Source organism: Paraburkholderia silviterrae (assembly GCF_004353915.1).
In the GTDB taxonomy this organism is placed as follows: domain Bacteria; phylum Pseudomonadota; class Gammaproteobacteria; order Burkholderiales; family Burkholderiaceae; genus Paraburkholderia; species Paraburkholderia silviterrae.
The window spans coordinates 167125-185373 of the sequence record NZ_SMRP01000011.1; the positions used below are offsets into that span (position 1 = coordinate 167125).

The 18249-nt window shown below is 64.1% G+C and carries 14 protein-coding genes; 7 read left to right on the forward strand and 7 right to left on the reverse strand.

What is annotated here, in order from left to right; genetic code table 11:
* The first annotated feature begins 104 nt into the window (after positions 1-104).
* Positions 105-794, forward strand: coding sequence for a YceI family protein (locus tag EYW47_RS21905; protein ID WP_133196927.1), 690 nt, complete (start codon positions 105-107; stop codon positions 792-794).
* Between the two features lie 13 nt (positions 795-807).
* On the opposite strand, the gene tdh is transcribed toward EYW47_RS21905, so the two are convergent.
* Entirely contained in the window at positions 808-1842 is a 1035-nt protein-coding gene (tdh, locus tag EYW47_RS21910) for an L-threonine 3-dehydrogenase (protein ID WP_133196928.1), read from the reverse strand.
* An 18-nt stretch (positions 1843-1860) separates the two neighbouring features.
* Entirely contained in the window at positions 1861-3060 is a 1200-nt protein-coding gene (locus EYW47_RS21915; RefSeq protein ID WP_133196929.1) for a glycine C-acetyltransferase, read from the reverse strand.
* Between the two features lie 331 nt (positions 3061-3391).
* Here EYW47_RS21915 and EYW47_RS21920 point away from each other — a divergent pair, with 331 nt between their 5' ends.
* From EYW47_RS21920 to EYW47_RS21930, 3 genes are all read left to right on the forward strand, one after another.
* Complete coding sequence (locus EYW47_RS21920) at positions 3392-3973, forward strand: helix-turn-helix domain-containing protein (RefSeq protein WP_240763850.1); 582 nt, start codon at positions 3392-3394, stop codon at positions 3971-3973.
* Between the two features lie 144 nt (positions 3974-4117).
* Entirely contained in the window at positions 4118-4531 is a 414-nt protein-coding gene (locus EYW47_RS21925) for a DUF2471 family protein (RefSeq protein ID WP_133196931.1), read from the forward strand.
* A gap of 115 nt (positions 4532-4646) precedes the next feature.
* Positions 4647-5642, forward strand: coding sequence for a tyrosine-type recombinase/integrase (locus EYW47_RS21930; RefSeq protein ID WP_133196932.1), 996 nt, complete (start codon positions 4647-4649; stop codon positions 5640-5642).
* 96 nt (positions 5643-5738) lie between these two features.
* Here EYW47_RS21930 and EYW47_RS21935 read toward each other — a convergent pair whose 3' ends face one another.
* The gene (locus EYW47_RS21935) at positions 5739-6950 is read right to left on the reverse strand and encodes a DNA-binding protein (protein ID WP_133197013.1); all 1212 of its coding nucleotides are present in this window, start codon (positions 6948-6950) and stop codon (positions 5739-5741) included.
* Between the two features lie 2034 nt (positions 6951-8984).
* Between EYW47_RS21935 and EYW47_RS21940 the strand changes: the two genes are divergently transcribed.
* Positions 8985-10343, forward strand: a complete 1359-nt coding sequence (locus tag EYW47_RS21940) for a replication initiation protein (protein ID WP_133196933.1) — start codon at positions 8985-8987, stop codon at positions 10341-10343.
* Between the two features lie 142 nt (positions 10344-10485).
* On the opposite strand, the gene EYW47_RS21945 is transcribed toward EYW47_RS21940, so the two are convergent.
* Both EYW47_RS21945 and parA read right to left on the reverse strand, forming a co-directional pair.
* Entirely contained in the window at positions 10486-11547 is a 1062-nt protein-coding gene (locus EYW47_RS21945; protein WP_133196934.1) for a ParB/RepB/Spo0J family partition protein, read from the reverse strand.
* A complete protein-coding gene (gene parA, locus EYW47_RS21950; protein ID WP_133196935.1) occupies positions 11544-12233 on the reverse strand; it encodes a ParA family partition ATPase in 690 nt (229 codons plus the stop codon). Before parA ends, EYW47_RS21945 begins: the two co-directional genes overlap by 4 nt.
* Before the next feature lie 824 nt (positions 12234-13057).
* Between parA and arsC the strand changes: the two genes are divergently transcribed.
* Positions 13058-13417, forward strand: coding sequence for an arsenate reductase (glutaredoxin) (gene arsC, locus EYW47_RS21955; RefSeq protein ID WP_133197014.1), 360 nt, complete (start codon positions 13058-13060; stop codon positions 13415-13417).
* Between the two features lie 465 nt (positions 13418-13882).
* On the forward strand, positions 13883-14437 hold the full coding sequence (locus EYW47_RS21960; RefSeq protein WP_133196936.1) for an NADPH-dependent FMN reductase: 555 nt from the start codon (positions 13883-13885) through the stop codon (positions 14435-14437).
* A 157-nt stretch (positions 14438-14594) separates the two neighbouring features.
* On the opposite strand, the gene EYW47_RS21965 is transcribed toward EYW47_RS21960, so the two are convergent.
* Together EYW47_RS21965 and EYW47_RS21970 are read right to left on the reverse strand one after the other, a co-directional pair.
* On the reverse strand, positions 14595-15359 hold the full coding sequence (locus EYW47_RS21965) for a hypothetical protein (RefSeq protein ID WP_133196937.1): 765 nt from the start codon (positions 15357-15359) through the stop codon (positions 14595-14597).
* A gap of 143 nt (positions 15360-15502) precedes the next feature.
* Positions 15503-17944, reverse strand: coding sequence for a response regulator (locus EYW47_RS21970; RefSeq protein ID WP_240763842.1), 2442 nt, complete (start codon positions 17942-17944; stop codon positions 15503-15505).
* Positions 17945-18249: the final 305 nt, after the last annotated feature.

Here is an 18249-nt window from a genome sequence, read left to right on the forward strand (position 1 = left end):
TTCAACATTCGTGGCTATCGATGGAACAAAAGCGCGCCGTCAATCGTAACTGCAGTAACTACCGTAACGAACCTCACTCGCCGGGCCCCCGAAACGGAGACGCCATGAACCGCTCCCCAGCCGCAGCCACCCCGCACGCTCGCCGCCGTACGCTGTGCGCCGCGCTGGCCGCGGCCTGCCTGCTGCTCGCCTGCACGCCGCTACGCGTCGTCACGCACAGCGTGAGTCCCGCCGAAGCGTCCGTGCCAGCGGGACATTACACGCTGGACGTGCATCACTGGAGCATCGTGTTCGACGTCGACCATCTGCACTACACGCGCTTCGTGATGCGCTTCGATCGCGCGAGCGCGCAGCTCGACTGGCGCGCGAACGCACTGGAGAATGCAACGGTGGAGACCGTGATCGACGCGGCGAGTCTCGACACCAACGTGCCGCTGCTCGATCGCATGGTGAAGAGTTCGCAGATGCTCGACGTCGAGCGTTATGCCCAGATCCGCTTCGCGAGCACGCATTTCGAGCGCACCGCAGACGTGGACGGCAAGCCCGCCGGCAAGCTCACGGGCGAGCTCACGATTCATGGCGTGACGCAGCCGGTCACGCTCGACGTGGTGTTCAACGGCTATGCGCCGAACCCGCTCACGAAGCAGCCGACGCTCGGCTTTGCGGCCACAGGACGTTTCAGCCGCGCGAAGTTCGGGCTGACGACGTGGTATCCGGCCGTGGGCGACGAGATCGACGTGCGCATCCAGGCCGAGTTCGAACAAGCGCCGCCGGGTGGGGCAGCGGCGCAATGAAGCCTGCGAGGCCTCAGGCGGCGGCGGTCCAGTCGAGAATCACCTTGCCGCTCTCGCCGGAGAGCATCGCTGCGAAGCCCTGCTCGTAGTCGTCCACGCTGAAGCGGTGCGTGATGATGGGCGAGAGATCGAGCCCGCTTTGCAGCATCGCGACCATCTTGTACCAGGTCTCGAACATCTCGCGGCCGTAAATGCCCTTGATTTCGAGGCCCTTGAAGATGACCTGATTCCAGTCGATGGCGGTTTGCGCGGGCGGAATGCCGAGCAGCGCGACCTTGCCGCCATGGTTCATCGACTCGAGCAGCGCCGTGAACGCGCTCGGCACGCCCGACATTTCGAGGCCCACGTCGAAGCCCTCGGTCATGTGCAAGTCGTTCATCACATCGCGCAGCGATTCGCGCGCGACGTTCACCGCGCGCGTCGCGCCCATCTTGCGCGCGAGCTCGAGCCGGTAGTCGTTCACGTCGGTGATCACGACGTTGCGCGCGCCCACGTGCTTCGCGATCGCGGCGGCCATGATGCCGATCGGCCCTGCGCCGGTGATGAGCACGTCCTCGCCCACGAGGTTGAACGAAAGCGCCGTATGCGTGGCGTTGCCGAACGGATCGAAGATCGCCGCAAGATCGTCGGAGATCTCGGGCGGGATCTTGAAGGCGTTGAAGGCTGGAATCACGAGGTATTCGGCGAATGCGCCTTCGCGGTTCACGCCCACGCCGGTGGTGTTGCGGCACAGGTGACGACGTCCCGCGCGACAGTTGCGGCAAAAGCCACAGGTGATATGGCCTTCTCCCGAAACGCGGTCGCCGATCTCGAAGCCGCGCACTTCCTGGCCCATCTCGACGATCTCGCCCACATATTCGTGGCCCACATGCATGGGCACCGGAATGGTCTTTTGCGCCCAGTCGTCCCACTTCCAGATATGAATGTCGGTGCCGCAGATCGCCGTGCGGCGGATCTTGATCATCACGTCGTTGTGGCCGACTTCGGGCTTCTTCACGCGCGTCAGGGTGAGGCCAGGGGCGCGTTCGAGTTTGGCAAGCGCTTTCATTTTATTTCGTCATCCTTCTCAAATCACACCAAGCTGCTTGCCTACCCGCGCGAATGCGGCCACGGCGCGGTCGATCTGCTCCGGCGTGTGCGCCGCGCTCATCTGCGTGCGGATGCGCGCGCGGCCCTTCGGCACCACCGGATACGAAAAGCCGATCACATAGACGCCTTCGTGCAACAAGGCATCGGCCATCTTCGCGGCCACCTGCGCGTCGCCCAGCATCACGGGGATGATCGGATGCTCGCCGGGCACAAGCGTGAAGCCGAGCGCGCTCATCTCGCTGCGGAAATGCGCGCCGTTGGCCTGCACGCGCGCGCGCAGCTGCGCGCCTTCGGCGCTCGCGATCAGCTCGAGCACCGCAAGCGATGCGGCCGCAATGCTCGGCGTAAGCGTGTTCGAGAACAGATAGGGACGCGAGCGCTGGCGCAGCAGCTCGATCACTTCCTTCTTCGCCGCCACATAGCCGCCCGACGCGCCGCCCAGCGCCTTGCCGAGCGTGCCCGTGATGATGTCCACGCGTTGCGCCACGCCGCAGTGCTCGGGCGTGCCGCGGCCATGCTCGCCGATGAAGCCCACGGCGTGCGAGTCGTCGACCATCACGAGCGCGCCATAGCGGTCGGCCAGATCGCAGATGCCCTTGAGGTCGGCGATGATGCCGTCCATCGAGAACACGCCGTCGGTCGCGATGAGCTTGTAGCGCGCGCCGGCTTCATCGGCTTCGCGCAGCTTCGCTTCGAGATCGGCGAGATCGTTGTTCTTGTAGCGGTAACGGCGCGCCTTCGAGAGCCGCACGCCGTCGATGATGCTCGCGTGATTGAGCTCGTCGCTGATGATCGCGTCCTCTTCGCCGAGCAGCGTTTCGAACAGGCCGCCATTGGCGTCGAAACAGCTCGAATAGAGAATGCAGTCGTCAGTCTGCAGGAACGCGGCGAGCGCGCTTTCGAGCTGCTTGTGCACCGTTTGCGTGCCGCAGATGAAGCGCACCGAGGCCATGCCGAAGCCGTCGCGCTCGAGCCCGTCCTTCGCGGCGGCGATCAGGCGCGCATCGTTTGCCAGGCCCAGATAATTGTTGGCGCAGAAGTTCAGCACGTCGCTGCCGTCGGCCAAGCCGATGGACGACGATTGCGGCGTCGCGATCACGCGCTCGCTCTTGTAGAAGCCGTCCGCGCGAATCTGGTCGAGCGTCGCGCGCAGGTGATCGAGATAGGGAGTAGCCATTGCATCATGCTCCTGGGCAATCTTGCATGGGGCCGGACTAAGTGGTGAAGCACTGACTCCGGCCGACACATGCCAAGCCGCGGCTGCTATAGTCGCCGTCAGCGTTGAGCGAAATTATTCGTCTTTCCGAACTCAAGTTCGATATATCGAACAACTTTAATCGATGAGGCAGCCTATGGCAAGCACCGGCACAGGTTCGCGCGCAGGCAAGCGCGCGGCATCTCCGGATTCATCGGCCGAAGGTTCCGGCGCAGGAACCCAAGCCAATGCCAGCGCAAGTGTTAAAACCCGCACGCGCAAATCCCGCGCCGCAGCAGGCCCGGCGGCGGAGCTGCCGGAACTGTCCGGTCGAGCCGCGCCTGCTGCGCCGCCGCGCGTGGGCGAGCAGATCCAGCGCCTGCGCAGCGAGCGCAAAATGACGCTCGACGAGCTGTCGCGCGCGGCCGGCGTCTCGAAATCCATGCTATCGGAAATCGAGCGCGACAAGGCGAATCCGACGATCGCCGTCGCATGGCGGCTCACGAATGCGCTGGGCGTGAAGCTCGATTCGCTGTTCGTGGCGCCGCGCGCGCCCGACGCAATCACGGTGGCCGGGCCGCACGACATCCCGACCCTGCATGGCCACGAGGCGGGCTACCAATTGCGCGTCTGGGGGCCGATCGAACTGGCCGGCCATTTCGAATGGTACGAGCTCACGCTCAAGCCGGGCGGCGCGCTGGTGTCGGCGGCGCACGAGCCCGGCACGCGCGAGCATCTCACGGTTCTGCAGGGCACGATCGAAGTGGAGGCGGGGGACGCGCACGAGCGTCTGAAGACGGCGGACACGGCGCGCTATATCGGCGACCAGCCGCACGCGATCCGCAACGTGGGCAAGGGCGAGGCACGCGCGCTGCTGATCGTGATCCACGGCTGATCGGGCGGCGTTCGCGCGGCGCCGACGCTCCACTGTCGCCCCGCATTCGACGATTCGCCGATCCCTGGCTGAGCGGATGAGGCTGCATAATCGCGCCGACTACTGTATATTCATACAGTAAAAAGAACGACCGGAGCAGCCGCCATGCAAACCTCGCAAACCTCGCGAACCCCGAACGAGCAGGAGCTGGCCGCCTTGCGTTTTCAGGCGGCCGCGCGCGACCTCGAACAGATCGTGCGCAACATCGCGCAACGCTATATCGCCCAGCAGGTGCCGCTCAGTTGGCGCCTGTTGCACGCGATCGAGGCGGAAGCGCTCGCCGACCTCGGTTTCGCGAGTCGTCACGACGCGCTCATGCTCGGCCTGTTCCAGCGTCCGGGCGGTCTCGAGTACCCGGAAACCGACGAGACAGTCGACTTCGGTCAGTCCAATGCGCTGCCGGCCGTGTTCGCGTTCGCCGTCAGCGCCTATGAGCGGGCGGCCCAAAGCACGCAGGACGCCCAGCGCGAGGCCCGGCGGCGCGCCGCAGCGAAGCGCACGCGCGCGTGGGGCGGCTGACGGCCATCGCATGCCGCTGCGCGCGGCACGGCCGGCTTTGCCGCATGGCGGCGCCCCGCCCCGCGTAGATTTCGCTAGAATCCTTTCTCGTAACGCAACTAACGGAAGGATAGTGATGAGCGTCTCCGATTCCTCTCGCGACCTCTTCGACCAGCAGCGCAAGGACTGGCAGCACGATCCCGCCGCCGCCTTCGACGCCTGGCTGGCTTCCCAGGATCTGCGCCAGTCGTCCGCCGACGTCTACCGCGTGCAATGGGGGCGGTTTCTCGAATGGCTCGCGCTCAGGCGCAAGACGATTGTTTCCGTGGACACCGGCACGATTGCCGAATTCGTGGCGGGCCTCGACGTGAAGAAGCCGCAGCGGCTGCGCTATCTGCGCCTCATCGAGCGCGTGCTCGACCACGTGCGCCAGATCGAGCTGGCGTCCACGAACCCCGCGCGCTTCATCGCCCAGGACGGCGAGGCGGCCTGGCGCAATGCGCGCGAGAACGAGCCCACCGGTTTTCTCACGGCCATCGAACGCGCAGCCGTGATCGCCCGGCTGTTCGCGCCGCTTACCGAGCAGTCGGCCGCGAAGCGCTGGCGCGAGCGGCGCGATCGCGCGCTTGTGGCCGTATTCCTCGGCGGCGGTCTGAAAACCGGCGACGCCATTGCGCTGAAGCTAGACGCCACGGCAATCGGCTCGGAGTGGATCACCCTCGAAGCCGACAATCCGGCCTTCACCCACAGCACGCGGCTCGCGCCATTCGCCGTCGACGTGATGGGGGCCTGGCTCGAAGCGCGCCGTCTCGCGGGCCTGCCCGGGCAACTCGTGTTTCCTGGCTCGCCGAATGGGCGTCCGATGCACAAAGCCACCGTGCTGCGCGCGATCGACGCGCTGATGGAGGCGGCGGGCATCGCTGAGACCCGCGCCGAACGCGCGAGCCCGCAAACCCTACGCAACAGCTTTGCGGCCGATCTGTTCGAGCGCGGCACGGACGCTGATCAGGTGGGGCAGTGGCTCGGGTTTCTGCAACCGATTTCCGCCGGCCGGCTGCATCGTGCGTGGCGCGTGTGGGCCGACCGGGAAGCATCCGCGAGTCGCGCGGACGTTGCGCCCGAAGCAGGCTGAAGTTCAAGGCGCAAAAGCGCTATCCGTCTACCTCGCACGCCGCTGCCGCTACCGTAAACGCCCCCGTTCCCGGCACACGGCGTCTCCCGAAAACGCTCACCTCACAGCGTTACGGGCATTTTTCTTGCCCACTGCGAAGCGTGCGACGGCCTCGAGCCGCGACACGCCCAGGCCCGACGTGTAGTCGCACTCGGGACACGACAGTTCGAAGCGGCCATCGACTTGCGCCAGCTCCGGCTCGCCGTCCTCACAGTTCGGACAATGCGCGGGCAGGCTCACATGGGCATCGACGCGCGTGCCGAGCTGCGCCAGCTCTTCGTCGCCCAGGCGCCCCGCCTGCGCGAGCGCACACAGCACGCCGGCGACCGAACCGTCGATACCCTGTTGCGTGCGCAACGTCGTCACCTGGCGTGTGAGCACATCGACCTCGTCCGAGCGCTCGCGCAACACGGCATCGAGCCGGTCAGCACGCGCCTTGGCCGTGGCCAGTTGCTGGATAAATTCGAATTCCTTCTTGCTTGCATCGCGCTGGGCCGACTGCCAGGTGGACGACATCGTGCGCAGCGAATCGAGCTCGACGAGCATCGGCTTCACACGGCGCTCGGCCTCTGCGAGCGCATCCTTGATCTGTTGCGCGTAGTGCTCGGTGCTTTTGCGCATTTCTTCGTGCAAGCCGTCGATCCGGTCGCGCAAGCCCGCATTGGTGGTCTGCTCTGTCTCGATACGCTTCTGGAGCGACTCGTTTTCAGCCTCGAGGCGGCGCACCGTCGCCTGCAGACTGTCCTGATGCAGTGCGCCATGCGCGGAAGCGGTCGCCACCTGGTTTTCGAGCTCGCGCACGCGGGCCCAGGCCGCCTCGACGCGGGCCTCGCTGCGCTGAAGCATTTCGTCGGCGGCAAGATGCCGGGCTTCCGCGTCCCGCAATGCCTGTTCGGCATCGCGGCGGCCAGACTCGATTTCCTGACGCTCGGCCTCGAGCGTCTGTCGGGCCAGCGCTCGGGCCTCTTCATATAGAGCACCGAGCAGTTCGCCGGCGCGCTCTTCCAACGCGGATGGAATGGCGCCGCTGCCAACGCGCACCTTCGACGCAGCACGGATGCGTTGCCAGAAAAGCTCGATGTCTTTGGGAATGTCACTGGCGCTGCCGGTCTGGGTCAAATCCCGGACGGTGGCCATTGAGGGACGGATGCCGAAATCGAAAAACAGACGCTTGCAGGCATGTAAGGACAGGTCCTGGCGCCGCGCGCCGTCGTTGCGCAATGCGTCCAACTCTTCGCGGAGGGCCTGGCGGTCTTCGTCTCGAATCATGGTCGTCTCAGCGAGGGATAATGGATCGAATAATAACAAATTACGTATTGATCGATACGAATATCCGTTCGGTTTTTGGCAGACCTGTAATTCAGGCGAAGCAGGCACTCCAAATGACGATTTTGTTGTCGTTCTAGTCGGCGCTTCGTGAAACAAAACGAAGTTTGTTCCATAAGCCATTGTAAATGCGTGGCTTTCTGGATGCGAACCATTTATAGACGTTGTTTCACGAACGGTTGTACAGGCAGAAACGGATCTCGAGACTGTGAGGGGTGTGGATATCCTGAAGGGCTCGCGGGGTAGAAGGGCTTGAGAGTAATAAAAGTAAACACCCTTGATACCTGTTAAAAGACGTTAACGCCACAGCAAACCCTTACCTGGCGTGGGTTTCAGCCTGAAGAGGTGAAGCTTTACGGGAACGGTGGTGAGCCTCTGCGGGACATGCGGGTGATGGGCTTCGGGGAAGGGGGTGAGCGCTTGCGGGACAGGACGTGAGCGGGTTCGGGACTGCCCTGATTCTTGACTCTACAGCAAGGGTGAGTCAATACGGGAGTTGACAGGGAGTCTGCCCCCGACACATCGGGGCAGCGGATGTTGTTACGTGAATTGCAACGGTGAGTGGATTCGGGGCGTGCGATTAGGCTGGTTTTTGGCGTCAATTTGGGTCGCCTGGAAGCTGCGGTGAGGGAGATCGGGAAGAATCGCCTGGATAAGGTGAAGCTTTTCGGGAGGCGAAGGGAGATTTTGACCGGATTCGCGGCTTTCCGGACCCTGAGGTGAGCTTTTACAGGAGCGCAATAGTGCTCGATCCCGAGGGGCGATGACGATGCGGCAGGAGATTTCGATACCGCCTGCGTATCAAGGTGAGCTTTTACGGGAGTTTGTCGCAGTGCCGCGAAATCGGCCGTGCCGGTCGTGCTGTGCCTGCGTCAGGTGAGTCTATTCGGGAGTCGATTTGGGCCGAAAAAGCCACTCAGGTGAGCCTTTTCGGGAGCAAGTTGGCGTTCACTGACGCTGGAAGGTTGATTTGCAAAGGCACGCGATTCTTCCCGGCGTTTAGGCTGATCCGGCAAGGTGAGATTTTTCAGGAGCTTCTGGCGCGGGGTGGTGACGCGCGCTTTCAGTCTGCACGACGCTTTGAGGTGAGGATTTTCGGGAACGGCCGGTTTCTTTGCTTGGCCGACGTGGATTGTGGATAACCCTAGGAATCTATTGGCTTTTTCGGGTTTTCAGCAGTAAAGGTGAGCGTTTCCGGGAGCAGCCGCGTTAGCCTCATCGGGTCGAGCGCGGCGGGCATTCCCGTCCTGCCAGGCGCCAAAGGTGAGCGTTTTCGGGAGCGTAATGGCGGGTATCGGCTTGCTGTGTTGGCTACAAGCGTTACAGGCTCAAACTTCGTGTCGCGTTGAAGGTGAGCTTTTTCGGGGGCAGGCGACCCGGTCGGGCAAATTGCAGGTATCTTGCGGGCTCTCGTGACGCGCGGCAGGGGGCACCTAAAGCTGGCCAAACGGGTTTGGTGCAAGCGGAGGCTTCGTTGCAGTGCGTCAGGCCTGCGCAGCTGGCGCACCTGAGGGAGGTGACGGATCGTGGAAACGGCGTACGCAGGCGAGTGCGCTATCCGTTCCAGGTGTTATCCGGTGATGGTCTCGGAGCCGTTCGCCCCATTCGGGCTGGCCCATTTGGGCTGGCTCATTTGGGCTGGTCCATTCTTGGGCCGGCCCGTCAGCGCAGGCCCACCGGGGTCGTGGGAGCATCGGCCTGCTGTTGCGTTTGCGCCAGGAAATTTTTGAGGTGAGCTTGTTCGGGATTCGGTCGACACCTTTCGGAGAGGCTCCGGATGAGCGGTGGGTGCCAAAACCCAGAGCGCGTCGGGAGGCCGGCGGACAGGCGCTACCCGGTAAGGTGAGTGTTTTCGGGAACCCTTCGCGGTGAGGCGCGTGCCGCAGACTCACTTCACCCGCAATGGTGAGAGTGAGCCTATAGACGCGTTTCACCACAGGCGGTATCCTTTCGCGAAATCTCACCTCGACCCGACGCATGGCCACGAAGCGCGTGAAAAAAACCGATGTGGTGAGCCCCAGTTCGGCCGAATTGCGCAAGGCCGTCGAGGCGATCGCGATTCAGCCGAAGAGCGGCAAGATCACCCTGCTGACCCGCAAGCTCTTCAACGTCCTGCTCGCCGTCGCGCAGCAGGCGGATGAGTCTGGCGACACCTATCGTGCGCTCCTGTCGGATATCGTCGCGAACTCGGCGTTCGATTCGAACGATACGGCGCTCGTCAAGGAGCATCTGCGGCGCATGGTGTCTGTGCAGGTCGAATGGAGTCAGGGCACCTCGAGCCAGAAGCCGGGGCGCAAGTGGGGCATCTCCACACTGATCGCCGACGCGGAAATTCTGGAAGACCCGGCCACCCGTCGCGTTTGGGTGGAATTCTCGTTCGCACCCAAGATCAAGAAGAAGCTGCTGGATCCGGTCCAGTACGCCCGGTTGAGCCTGCAATTCCAGAGCCAGTTGCGCAGCAGCGCCGGTCTCGCGCTCTACGAGATCTGCGTGCGTTATCTCACCAATCCGAGCCATCTGACGATGCGCGAGACGTGGGAGTGGTGGCGGCCGATCCTGTCGGGCACGCCCGACACCGAGGCCGGCGACGAAGCCAAGCGCGAGTACAAGTATTTCAAGCGCGATTACCTGCGACCGGCCATTGCAGAGGTCAACGCTGTCACGAACATCTTTGTCGAGCTGATCGAGCATCGCGAAGGCCGGCGGGTTGCGGAAATCCAGTTCCGCGTAACGGAGCGCAAGCAGCCCATGCTCGCGCTCGACGAGCACCCGAACGTCTTCGACAGCACGCTCGTCGACCGCATGGTCAAGATCGGCATTCCACTGAAGGAAGCCCAGTCGCTTTATGCCGACAGCGAGGAAAACCGTATCCGCGCGGCGCTTCAGTTGACCGAGCAGCGTATGCGCAGCACGAGCCTGCCGCCCGTGCGCAGCGCCGCAGCGCTGTTCAAGGATGCATTGAAGAAGGGCTACGCGCCGCCGTTGGAGGACGGCGCGGCAGGTACGCCGGCCTCGGCACGCGCAGTGGCCGGGAGCGTGGCGGCGGACGATCCGAAGGCACGCCTGATGGACGAGTACGCGGCCTACCGGCGCAAGGAGGCGCGTGCGCTCTACGACGAGCAGGGCGAGCTGGAGCGCGAGATTGCACGCACGTCGTTTGAGAACGATGAGTTGCCGGGGCTTGGGGCACATCTGCGCGACGACTGGCGCCGCCGCGGCCTCGACTCGAAACTGGCCGATACGGCATTCTTCGATTGGCTCGCACGCAAGACGTGGGGCGAACCCACCGACGGTGATCTGCTCGCCTTCACGCTGAGCCAGTCGCGCGCGGCCTGAGCGCCGGCGTCGCCGGTTCCGCTGGCCTGCGGGGCGGGGCAATGCAGGGTGTCGTCCGATTCGCAGCGGGATTCCAGTGGAATTCCAATAAAAAGGTCTTCACGCCTCATGCGTGAAGACCTTTTTTCGTTGCTTCCTGCGATTACTTCACCTTCAACATTTCTTCGATTTGATGAAGCAGGGCGTCGCGCCGATCCTTCGTGAGACCCTTCAAACGCAGTTCGAGCCGGTCCTCGCCGTATGACTTCAGGTCGCCCACGGCTACGCCGTCGAGCTTGATCTCCAGGCGCTGGGCGTAACGCTGCCGGCCAGCGGACTTGGGGCTTTCCTGTGGCGTTGCCCGGCCCTTTACGATGTCCGCGACCTGGCGCGTGCTGAGGTCGTCGGCAACGATCCGGTTGATGAGACGCAGCGTGGCGTCTGTGCCTCGCGCGCCATGATAGCGGCCAACCTGATAGGCCATGTTCGAGCCGAAACGATCCGGGCGCGCGACCATTTCATGCATGACCAATTCGGGCAGCTTGGCGATGGAGAGCGCGACAGCTACGGTCGATTCATCGAGGCCAAGATGATCGGCGAGCTCGCGCTGGCTCTGAAAATGCTTTTCGTCGATAAAGCGCTTCCAGACAATGGCGTTGTCGAAGACCGTCTGCGAGTCGCGCTGGACGTTGAGATCGTAGCCGAGCTTGTAGCTTGCGAGGCCGATGGGCAGATCGACGACGATCGCCTTGACGACCTCCTTGTTGGCTTCCTTGAGGGCGCGCACGCGCCGCCCGCCGTCGCTAACGTAATAGCTGCCCGGCGCGGCGTAATCGGGAATCACGTGGATGGCCTGCTGCTGCCCCTGCTTGGCGAGATTCACCGCGAGTTCGGCAATCGACGTCTTCAGATAGAAATGGCGCGGATTAAACGGGCTCGCCTTGATCGCCTTCAGCGGCAGCTCGATGATCTGGCCGGGACGATAACCGTGCTCGATGCGCCACGCGCGATATTCCGCAGACTCGTGCTCCGTTGTAGCAAGCGCAGCATCCTCCGTGCTCTCGACCGGCTCCGGCTGACTTGCGCGACCGACCGTTTCACGTGACTTCGGCTTGTCCTGGACGATGCCGTCGATGGCATTGAGTCGGTCGAGGGCCGTGCGTTTCTCGCTGCTCGTCGTGTCAGGCCGTGCCTGAAAACCTTTGGCAAATTGTGAGGGCTTCATTCAGGGTCCTTTATGCGCATAAAGTCAGGGAGCATCTCCGCTATTTCGTCGGCGCAAGCGCGCACTTCGGCTGCAGCGAGCCGCGCACCGCGATCGCTCATCTGCAGGACCGTTTGGCCGAGAGCCATGGCCTGCTTGTACGCTTCGCGAGTGGGTATTTGTGTTCTGAGCAAAGGGAAACCGAGTTCTTCCAGCGCGCGCTTCAGCTCGCGCGTGAGCATGCGCTTCTCTTCGGTCTTGTTCAGCAGGAAGACGGCCTTCAGGTCTTCGTTCATGACCTGCGCCTGCTGGATCAGCTTGACGAGTCCAACGCTCGACCAGTAGTCGGCCGGTGAAGATGAGGTGGGGATGACGGCGACCGTAGCGGCCAGCAGGACAACGCCAGAGACTTTTTCGGTAATCGATGGCGGGCAGTCGACGATGATGATGTCGTAGTCGCCGATGAATTTCTTGATCTCGCGGTGAATCTGGCCACCCGCCTCAGAAAGATTCACCACCGGGAACGGAATCCCGGTTTCCTCGTCTGCGGATGCGCTCGCCCAATGGACCAGCGTGTTCTGGCCGTCGGCGTCGACCACGAGTACACGCTTTCCCTTTTCGTGGAATGCTGCGCCGAGATGCATCGCGATCGTGCTCTTGCCGACCCCGCCCTTTTGCTGCGTGACTGCGATTATCTCTGCTGCCAATTGGTTTTCTCCTTTTTGCTAATTGTTTTGGATTTTACCTGGATTAAGTTGCGATTCAACGGCAGTTGTATGATTTTCATCGCACTGCGTGAAGTATTGGCCATTCGGCCAAGGTTTATGCGCATAAAGGTCGGGGGATGCGAGACATTTGGACGGTCCAGGGTACAGGGGGCGCCCTTGCATGTATGGACCACGGAGGGTTGGCTGCCTGGCGCAGGACTGGCTGACAGCTTTATGCGCATAAAGGTTGTGGCGACGGACGACTGGATGGGAGCCGGAATCACTCACGACATCCAGTAGACCCGTCGAGCGTCAATTGCGCCTCTTCTGTGAGCGCGGCTTTATGCACATAAAGCCCCAAGGGGATGCCCGGTAATGCCGCGTCGACCAGGAAGAACAGTACCCAGCCAACGCGCTTCAGCAGGCAATCTGAAGCCGTGCCCGTGCTAAGGGTCCTCAACTTTATGCGCATAAAGCTGCCGGCAGGTGTTGGCTAGCGGCCAGGCGATACCTCAGTTATCAATCGGCTCAGGCCGTTGCTTCCTTAAGGGCGATCTGCTCCGATGCCGCTACATCTCAACTGCTTCCACTGTGATCACAACCAGCCCGAGGGTGGGATCACGAGCCACTTCTGCCCTCTCCGGCCTGGCCGGTAAAATTCGTCCCTGTGAACGGTCCATACGAAGCCTGTTCAACCCGGTCGCGTTTTCGACAGGCTTTCCGTACTGTTGAATTCACCGCATCGGTGTCCATGCCGAGTGACCGGACAGGCGGCGCTGTTCCCAATGCAATCCATTTTCCCCGACCATTCTCGCCTTGAATCCATGATTACGATCTATCACAACGCCCGCTGCTCGAAGTCCCGTGCCACTTGCGAGTTGGTCTCGACCACGTACAACACGGCCAATGAATCGGTCGAGGTTGTCGAGTATCTGAAGACTCCACTCACGGTCGACCAGTTGAAGGCTTTGCACGCATTGTTGGGCGGTCCCCTGCGCGACATGATGCGCACCAACGAAGCCGAATACTCGGAGCTCGCACTCGATGCCGATGGCTTGACAGATGATCAGTTATACGAAGCAATTGCGCGCCACCCGATTCTGCTGCAGCGTCCGATTGTCGTGCGTAACGGCCGTGCCGTGATCGGCCGTCCGCCGGAAAACGTAGCCGCGCTGTTCGATTGACCCAAGCCGGATCGCCCGATCTGCGCGTGGTCTTCTTCGGGCAGATCCTGCCGGGCGGTCGTTTCGTGCGCAGGTCTCACACTCACGCTCGTTCACTACAGCCTGCCGGGTTGGCCGCTCGCGAGACAGTAATGCTCCGCGCAATGCCTCACCGCACACTCGCGCGGCGCGTTGTTACGCGAGGTTTCGCCGCAGGGCGGCACACTGCGCTGCGCGTCGACGCCTGTCGTCATCCCGAGAATCACCCGGCGCCATCGGCCTTCACGCCAAATTGTCCACAAGGTTGTGAACAAAATCTGTGGATAAATCTCCGGCCAGCCGCACTTATCCACATTTGCCGTGCGCTTCGTGCGCGCGGCCCTTCTGCCCTTCTGACATACCGCCGATTTCTCCCGCGTCTATGATGGGGTTTCTTTCCACTGCGCTTCGTGCGCGATACCGGGGAAAACCGGGGAGGACACTGAGATGGCCTATCAAGTTGCGGTCGTGGTCGGCAGTCTGCGCAAGGCCTCGTTCAACCGCCAGCTCGCGCATGCCGTGACGTCGCTGGCACCGGCCGATTTTTCGTTCGAGTTTCTCGACATCGGCGTGTTGCCGCTTTACAGCCAGGACTACGACGCCGACTTCCCCGAGGTCGCGCGTCAATTCAAGCAGAAGATCGAGGCCGCCGATGCGCTGCTCTTTGTGACGCCCGAGTACAACCGCTCGATCCCCGGCGTGCTGAAGAACGCTATCGACTGGGGCTCGCGCCCGTGGGGCAAGAACTCGTGGAGCGGCAAGCCGGGTGCCGTGCTTGGCACGTCGCCGGGTGCCATCGGCACGGCGCTTGCCCAGTCGCACCTGCGCAATGTGCTCGCGTATCTCGACGTGCCGACGCTCGGTCAGCCCGAGATGTTCATCAAGCACGATGCCACGCGGATCAACGAAAAAGGCGAGATTGTGAACGACGATACGCGCAAGTTCCTGCAGGCGTTCGTCGATCGCTATGCTGAATGGATCAAGCGCCAGTTGGGTCGCTAAGCAACGCCCGCGGCTTGGCCGAGCCGGTGGGTCCGCGGCAGATAGTGGCAGGTAGCGGCAGGTAACGGCAGGTAACGGATCGTGCCGCGGCGCTCACACTGCGTGCGCCGCGGCACGCGCTGCGCACGCAGTGTGGCGCGCGCAGTCGGCAACTTCTTTAATGCAGCGTCGCACGCTGCCCGGTCACGGGCCGATCCGGCGCATCCGACGCACGGTGGTCGTGCGAGTCTTCTTCGTACTCGATGAATTCGTCGGGAATACGCGGCGCGGCAGCGCCCGCGGGTTGCGTCGCCTGCGGCGCGGCAGGCACATCGACGCGTGCGCCGGCTGCCCTGCCCATCACGGCGCCCGCTCCCGGGGCACTGGCCGATGCGAGCACGGTGGCTTCGGCCTCGTTCACCGGCCGCGCCGTGGCCTCGGTTGACGAGCGCGCAGGTTCACCGGCGGCGCCAGGTCGAACCTCGTTCGCTTCGTCCTGCGCCGACTGTGCCACGCGCCGCCGCACGGCTTCGGCCAGATTGGCGAGGCCAAGTTCGTCGAGCGCCGAATGCTCGCGTGCAACTGGATCGGCAGCGTCCGTCGCGGCCCATGTCCAGTTGCCTCCGCGCACCGCGACCTCGAGTGCGTGCTCGCCGCGCAGCGTGGTGCACGCGAGGTCCACGCGCGCATCGTCGGCGACGCGCACGCCGATCAGCACATTGCCTGCCGGTGCTTCGGATTCGGGTGGCGCGCCGGTATTCGTGCGCACGTCCCCGGTCGTGGAGAAGAAGCTCGCCACAATCCGCTCGATGCCGGCCAGCACGCCTGACTCGTGTATCGGCAATTCGATGTCGCTGGCAGGGAAGCCGCATTGCAGCAGCGCTTCCTGCGCATGGCGCGCTTTGTCGTAGGTCTCGAAGAGACCGGTCACGGTCTGTTTCATGGCTCGTTCCTCCTCATAGCCGTTCCCACGTGCCGCAGACGGATACCGCAATCCGCGTGCCACGAAGCTCGCTCATGCATCGCCCGCCGTGCGCACGGCGCACACTGGCCGCGCGCTCTGGGTGCCCCGCGTGCCATTTCGACCTACAGCGTCGCGTCCCGTTCCCGCCGCGCGCGCCGCTGGCGATCGTGCTGGATCGCTTCCAGCATTTTCTCCAGCAGTGCGATGTCGAACGGCTTCGGGAGCACGCGCACATCCACGCCGCGCGTGCGCTCCAGCTCTTCCGCGTAGCCCGTGACGAGGATCACCGGCAACCCGGGCTCACGCGCCTGCAGCGCTTCCGCGAGATCGATGCCGTTCATCGTGCCCGGCATGTGGATGTCCGAGAGCACGAGGTCGAAGCGCGGCGCATCGTCGTCGCCCGCGCGCGCGGCGCGGGCGGCGTCCACGAACGCCAGCGCGCTCGCCGCGTCGTTCGCGCAGGTGACATGATGGCCCATCATCTGCAGCAGCGCCTCAGTGCCCGCCGCGACTTCGTCGTTGTCCTCGACGAGCAGCACGCTCAGCCCTTGCGGCGGATTCGTGCTGTGCTCGCGCGGCTCGGCTTCGCGCTGCGCGGCCGGCGCTGCGCTCGCGCGCGGCAGATAAAGGTGCACCGAGGTGCCGGCGCCTATCGCGCTGTCGATCGCGGCAAGTCCGCCCGAGCGCTCGCAGAACGCGAATACCTGCGGCAGCCCGAGCCCCGTGCCCATGCCCTTCGGCTTGGTCGTGTAGAGCGGCTCGAAGGCGCGCGCGAGCACGTCGGGCGGCATGCCGACGCCCGTGTCCTCCAGCGCGACGTGCACGAATTCGCCGTCGAGCGGGAAGCCTTCGCCCGGCCGGAACGAGATATTGCGCGCCCGCACGGTGAAACGTCCGCCGTTGGGCATGGCGTCGCGCGCATTGACGGCGAGATTGATCAACGCGAGCTCGAATTCGGCGACGTCCACCTGCACGGGCCACACGGCTTCGTCCACATCCATGACGAGCGCGACCTTCGCGCCGAGCGAGGCGCGCAACAGCTCGCGCGACGCGGGCAGCCAGCGGCCGACCGGAATCGTCTCGTTGCGCAGCGGCTGCTTGCGCGCGACGCCGAGCAGCTGGCGCGTGAGCGACTGCCCGCTCTTCAGCGCGCGCTCGACCGCGGAGATTTCGCGCTCGAAACCCGTCACGCCGCGTCGTCGCGCGATCTGCACGTTGGCCGAAACGATCATCAGCAGATTGTTGAAGTCGTGCGCGACGCTGCCTACGAGATTGCCGAGCGCCTCCATCTTGCGCGACTGCCGGTAGGCCGATTCGATCGAGCGGCGCATCGCGGCTTCGGCCTGCCAGCGCTCCCAGGCTTCCTCCTCGGCGGCGAGGCGGCGCAGCGAAAGCCAGATCACGCACCACAGCGCGATCGACGGCGTGAACATCGAGATGATCAGCACGCTCAGGTGCCGGTACCACGCGGACCAGATCGCCGAGGTGCGGTAGAGGCAGGCGACGTAGACCGGATACGCGCCCACGCGACGGAAGGCGACGATCGCGTTGTCGCCGAGCAGCCGCGAGTGCATGCGCACGACGCCTGCCTCCTTGCCGAGCGCGAGCGCGGCGGCGAACGGCGAGCCCGCCGTGATGGCGGCCGGCGCAGAAGCGCCAGATGCGCCAGATGCGCCAGATGCGCCAGATGCGCCAGATGCGCCAGATGCGCCAGATGCGCCGGCGCTGCTGGACGCCGTGGCGCTCGCCCCATTGGCGACGTTGGCGCTATTGGGTGGCGCGCTCGCCGCGGCTTGCGCGAGCGTCGCGCGAGGCGCGCGTGCGCCCGGCGGCGGCTCGAACGCGAGTATGGCGCCGTCGCTGCGCACGAGGCCGAGCGCCATCGGCGAGTCGTCGCCCAGCAGCTCGCTGTAGAACTTGTCGAAGTAGCCGGGCCGCAGCGCGACCGAGACCAGCCCCGCGAACTGGCCCGCGGCGTCGTGGCGCGCGATGCCGGTGTTGAAGACCGTTTCGCCGCTCACCTGCCCTTGCATGACGCGCGAGACGTGGTCGAGCATGCGGCCGTTGCGGATGCCCACGAAGTCGTCGCGCGTGGCGATCGATACGCGCGGCGGCGGCGAATAGCGGCTGCTCGCGAGCAGCTCGCCGTCGCGGCCGAAGATCGAGACGGCTGCCACCTGCGGGTAGCCGCCGCCGATCGCGTCGAGTTTCTCGTGGATCTGCGACTCGCTCGCGCGGATGCCGTCGTCGTCGAGATCCTCCACGCCATCGATGATGCGTGCATCGAGCGCGTCGTTCATGTCGAACACCTTGAGCGCGTGCTCTTCCGCCACGCGCACGGTGCGCAGCGTGGCGTCGGTGGCGTCGGCCTCGCGCGTGCGCAAGTCGTTCCACGCCATCGTGGCGACATAGATGCAGGGCAGCACGATCGCGGCCAGCAGCAGCGCGATCAGCGTGCGGCGGCGCACCGTGAAGTCGTGGCTGGGCGCCGCCGGAAACGGCACCTCGTCGGCGCGCGGCGGCGGCGAGCGATCGTCGGGCCCAGCGGGCCGGTCGGGATTCATCGTAGGGATAAGGCTGAAGGCGGCGGCGGACCTTTAACATCATAAACGACCGGGCTCGCGCTTCGCGCCCCCTCGAGCCTCTCATGCGCATTCGATCCGCGCGGGCTACGCGCGCGCCGGCTATCCAAGCGGCCATCATGCGCCGCCGCAAAGTAGGTAAAAACACGCGCTACGCTGCGCAGGCAGGACGATCTCTCCCGGTGTTCCTGCGATTGCGCGACGTTCCGCGTAGCGCAAACGTACACAAAAGCATAATCGCCGGCCTTTAATTAGGGGATGGATTATTTATTTCTTGAAATCGGCAA

Excerpts from the sequence above, each read along its gene's own strand:
- EYW47_RS21905 (WP_133196927.1), top strand. The coding sequence starts at position 105 with ATGAACCGCTCCCCAGCCGCAGCCACCCCGCACGCTCGCCGCCGTACG.
- tdh (WP_133196928.1), bottom strand. The coding sequence starts at position 1,842 with ATGAAAGCGCTTGCCAAACTCGAACGCGCCCCTGGCCTCACCCTGACG.
- EYW47_RS21915 (WP_133196929.1), bottom strand. The coding sequence starts at position 3,060 with ATGGCTACTCCCTATCTCGATCACCTGCGCGCGACGCTCGACCAGATT.
- EYW47_RS21925 (WP_133196931.1), top strand. The coding sequence starts at position 4,118 with ATGCAAACCTCGCAAACCTCGCGAACCCCGAACGAGCAGGAGCTGGCC.
- EYW47_RS21930 (WP_133196932.1), top strand. The coding sequence starts at position 4,647 with ATGAGCGTCTCCGATTCCTCTCGCGACCTCTTCGACCAGCAGCGCAAG.
- EYW47_RS21935 (WP_133197013.1), bottom strand. The coding sequence starts at position 6,950 with ATGATTCGAGACGAAGACCGCCAGGCCCTCCGCGAAGAGTTGGACGCA.
- EYW47_RS21940 (WP_133196933.1), top strand. The coding sequence starts at position 8,985 with ATGGCCACGAAGCGCGTGAAAAAAACCGATGTGGTGAGCCCCAGTTCG.
- EYW47_RS21945 (WP_133196934.1), bottom strand. The coding sequence starts at position 11,547 with ATGAAGCCCTCACAATTTGCCAAAGGTTTTCAGGCACGGCCTGACACG.
- arsC (WP_133197014.1), top strand. The coding sequence starts at position 13,058 with ATGATTACGATCTATCACAACGCCCGCTGCTCGAAGTCCCGTGCCACT.
- EYW47_RS21960 (WP_133196936.1), top strand. The coding sequence starts at position 13,883 with ATGGCCTATCAAGTTGCGGTCGTGGTCGGCAGTCTGCGCAAGGCCTCG.
- EYW47_RS21965 (WP_133196937.1), bottom strand. The coding sequence starts at position 15,359 with ATGAAACAGACCGTGACCGGTCTCTTCGAGACCTACGACAAAGCGCGC.
- EYW47_RS21970 (WP_240763842.1), bottom strand. The coding sequence starts at position 17,944 with ATGAATCCCGACCGGCCCGCTGGGCCCGACGATCGCTCGCCGCCGCCG.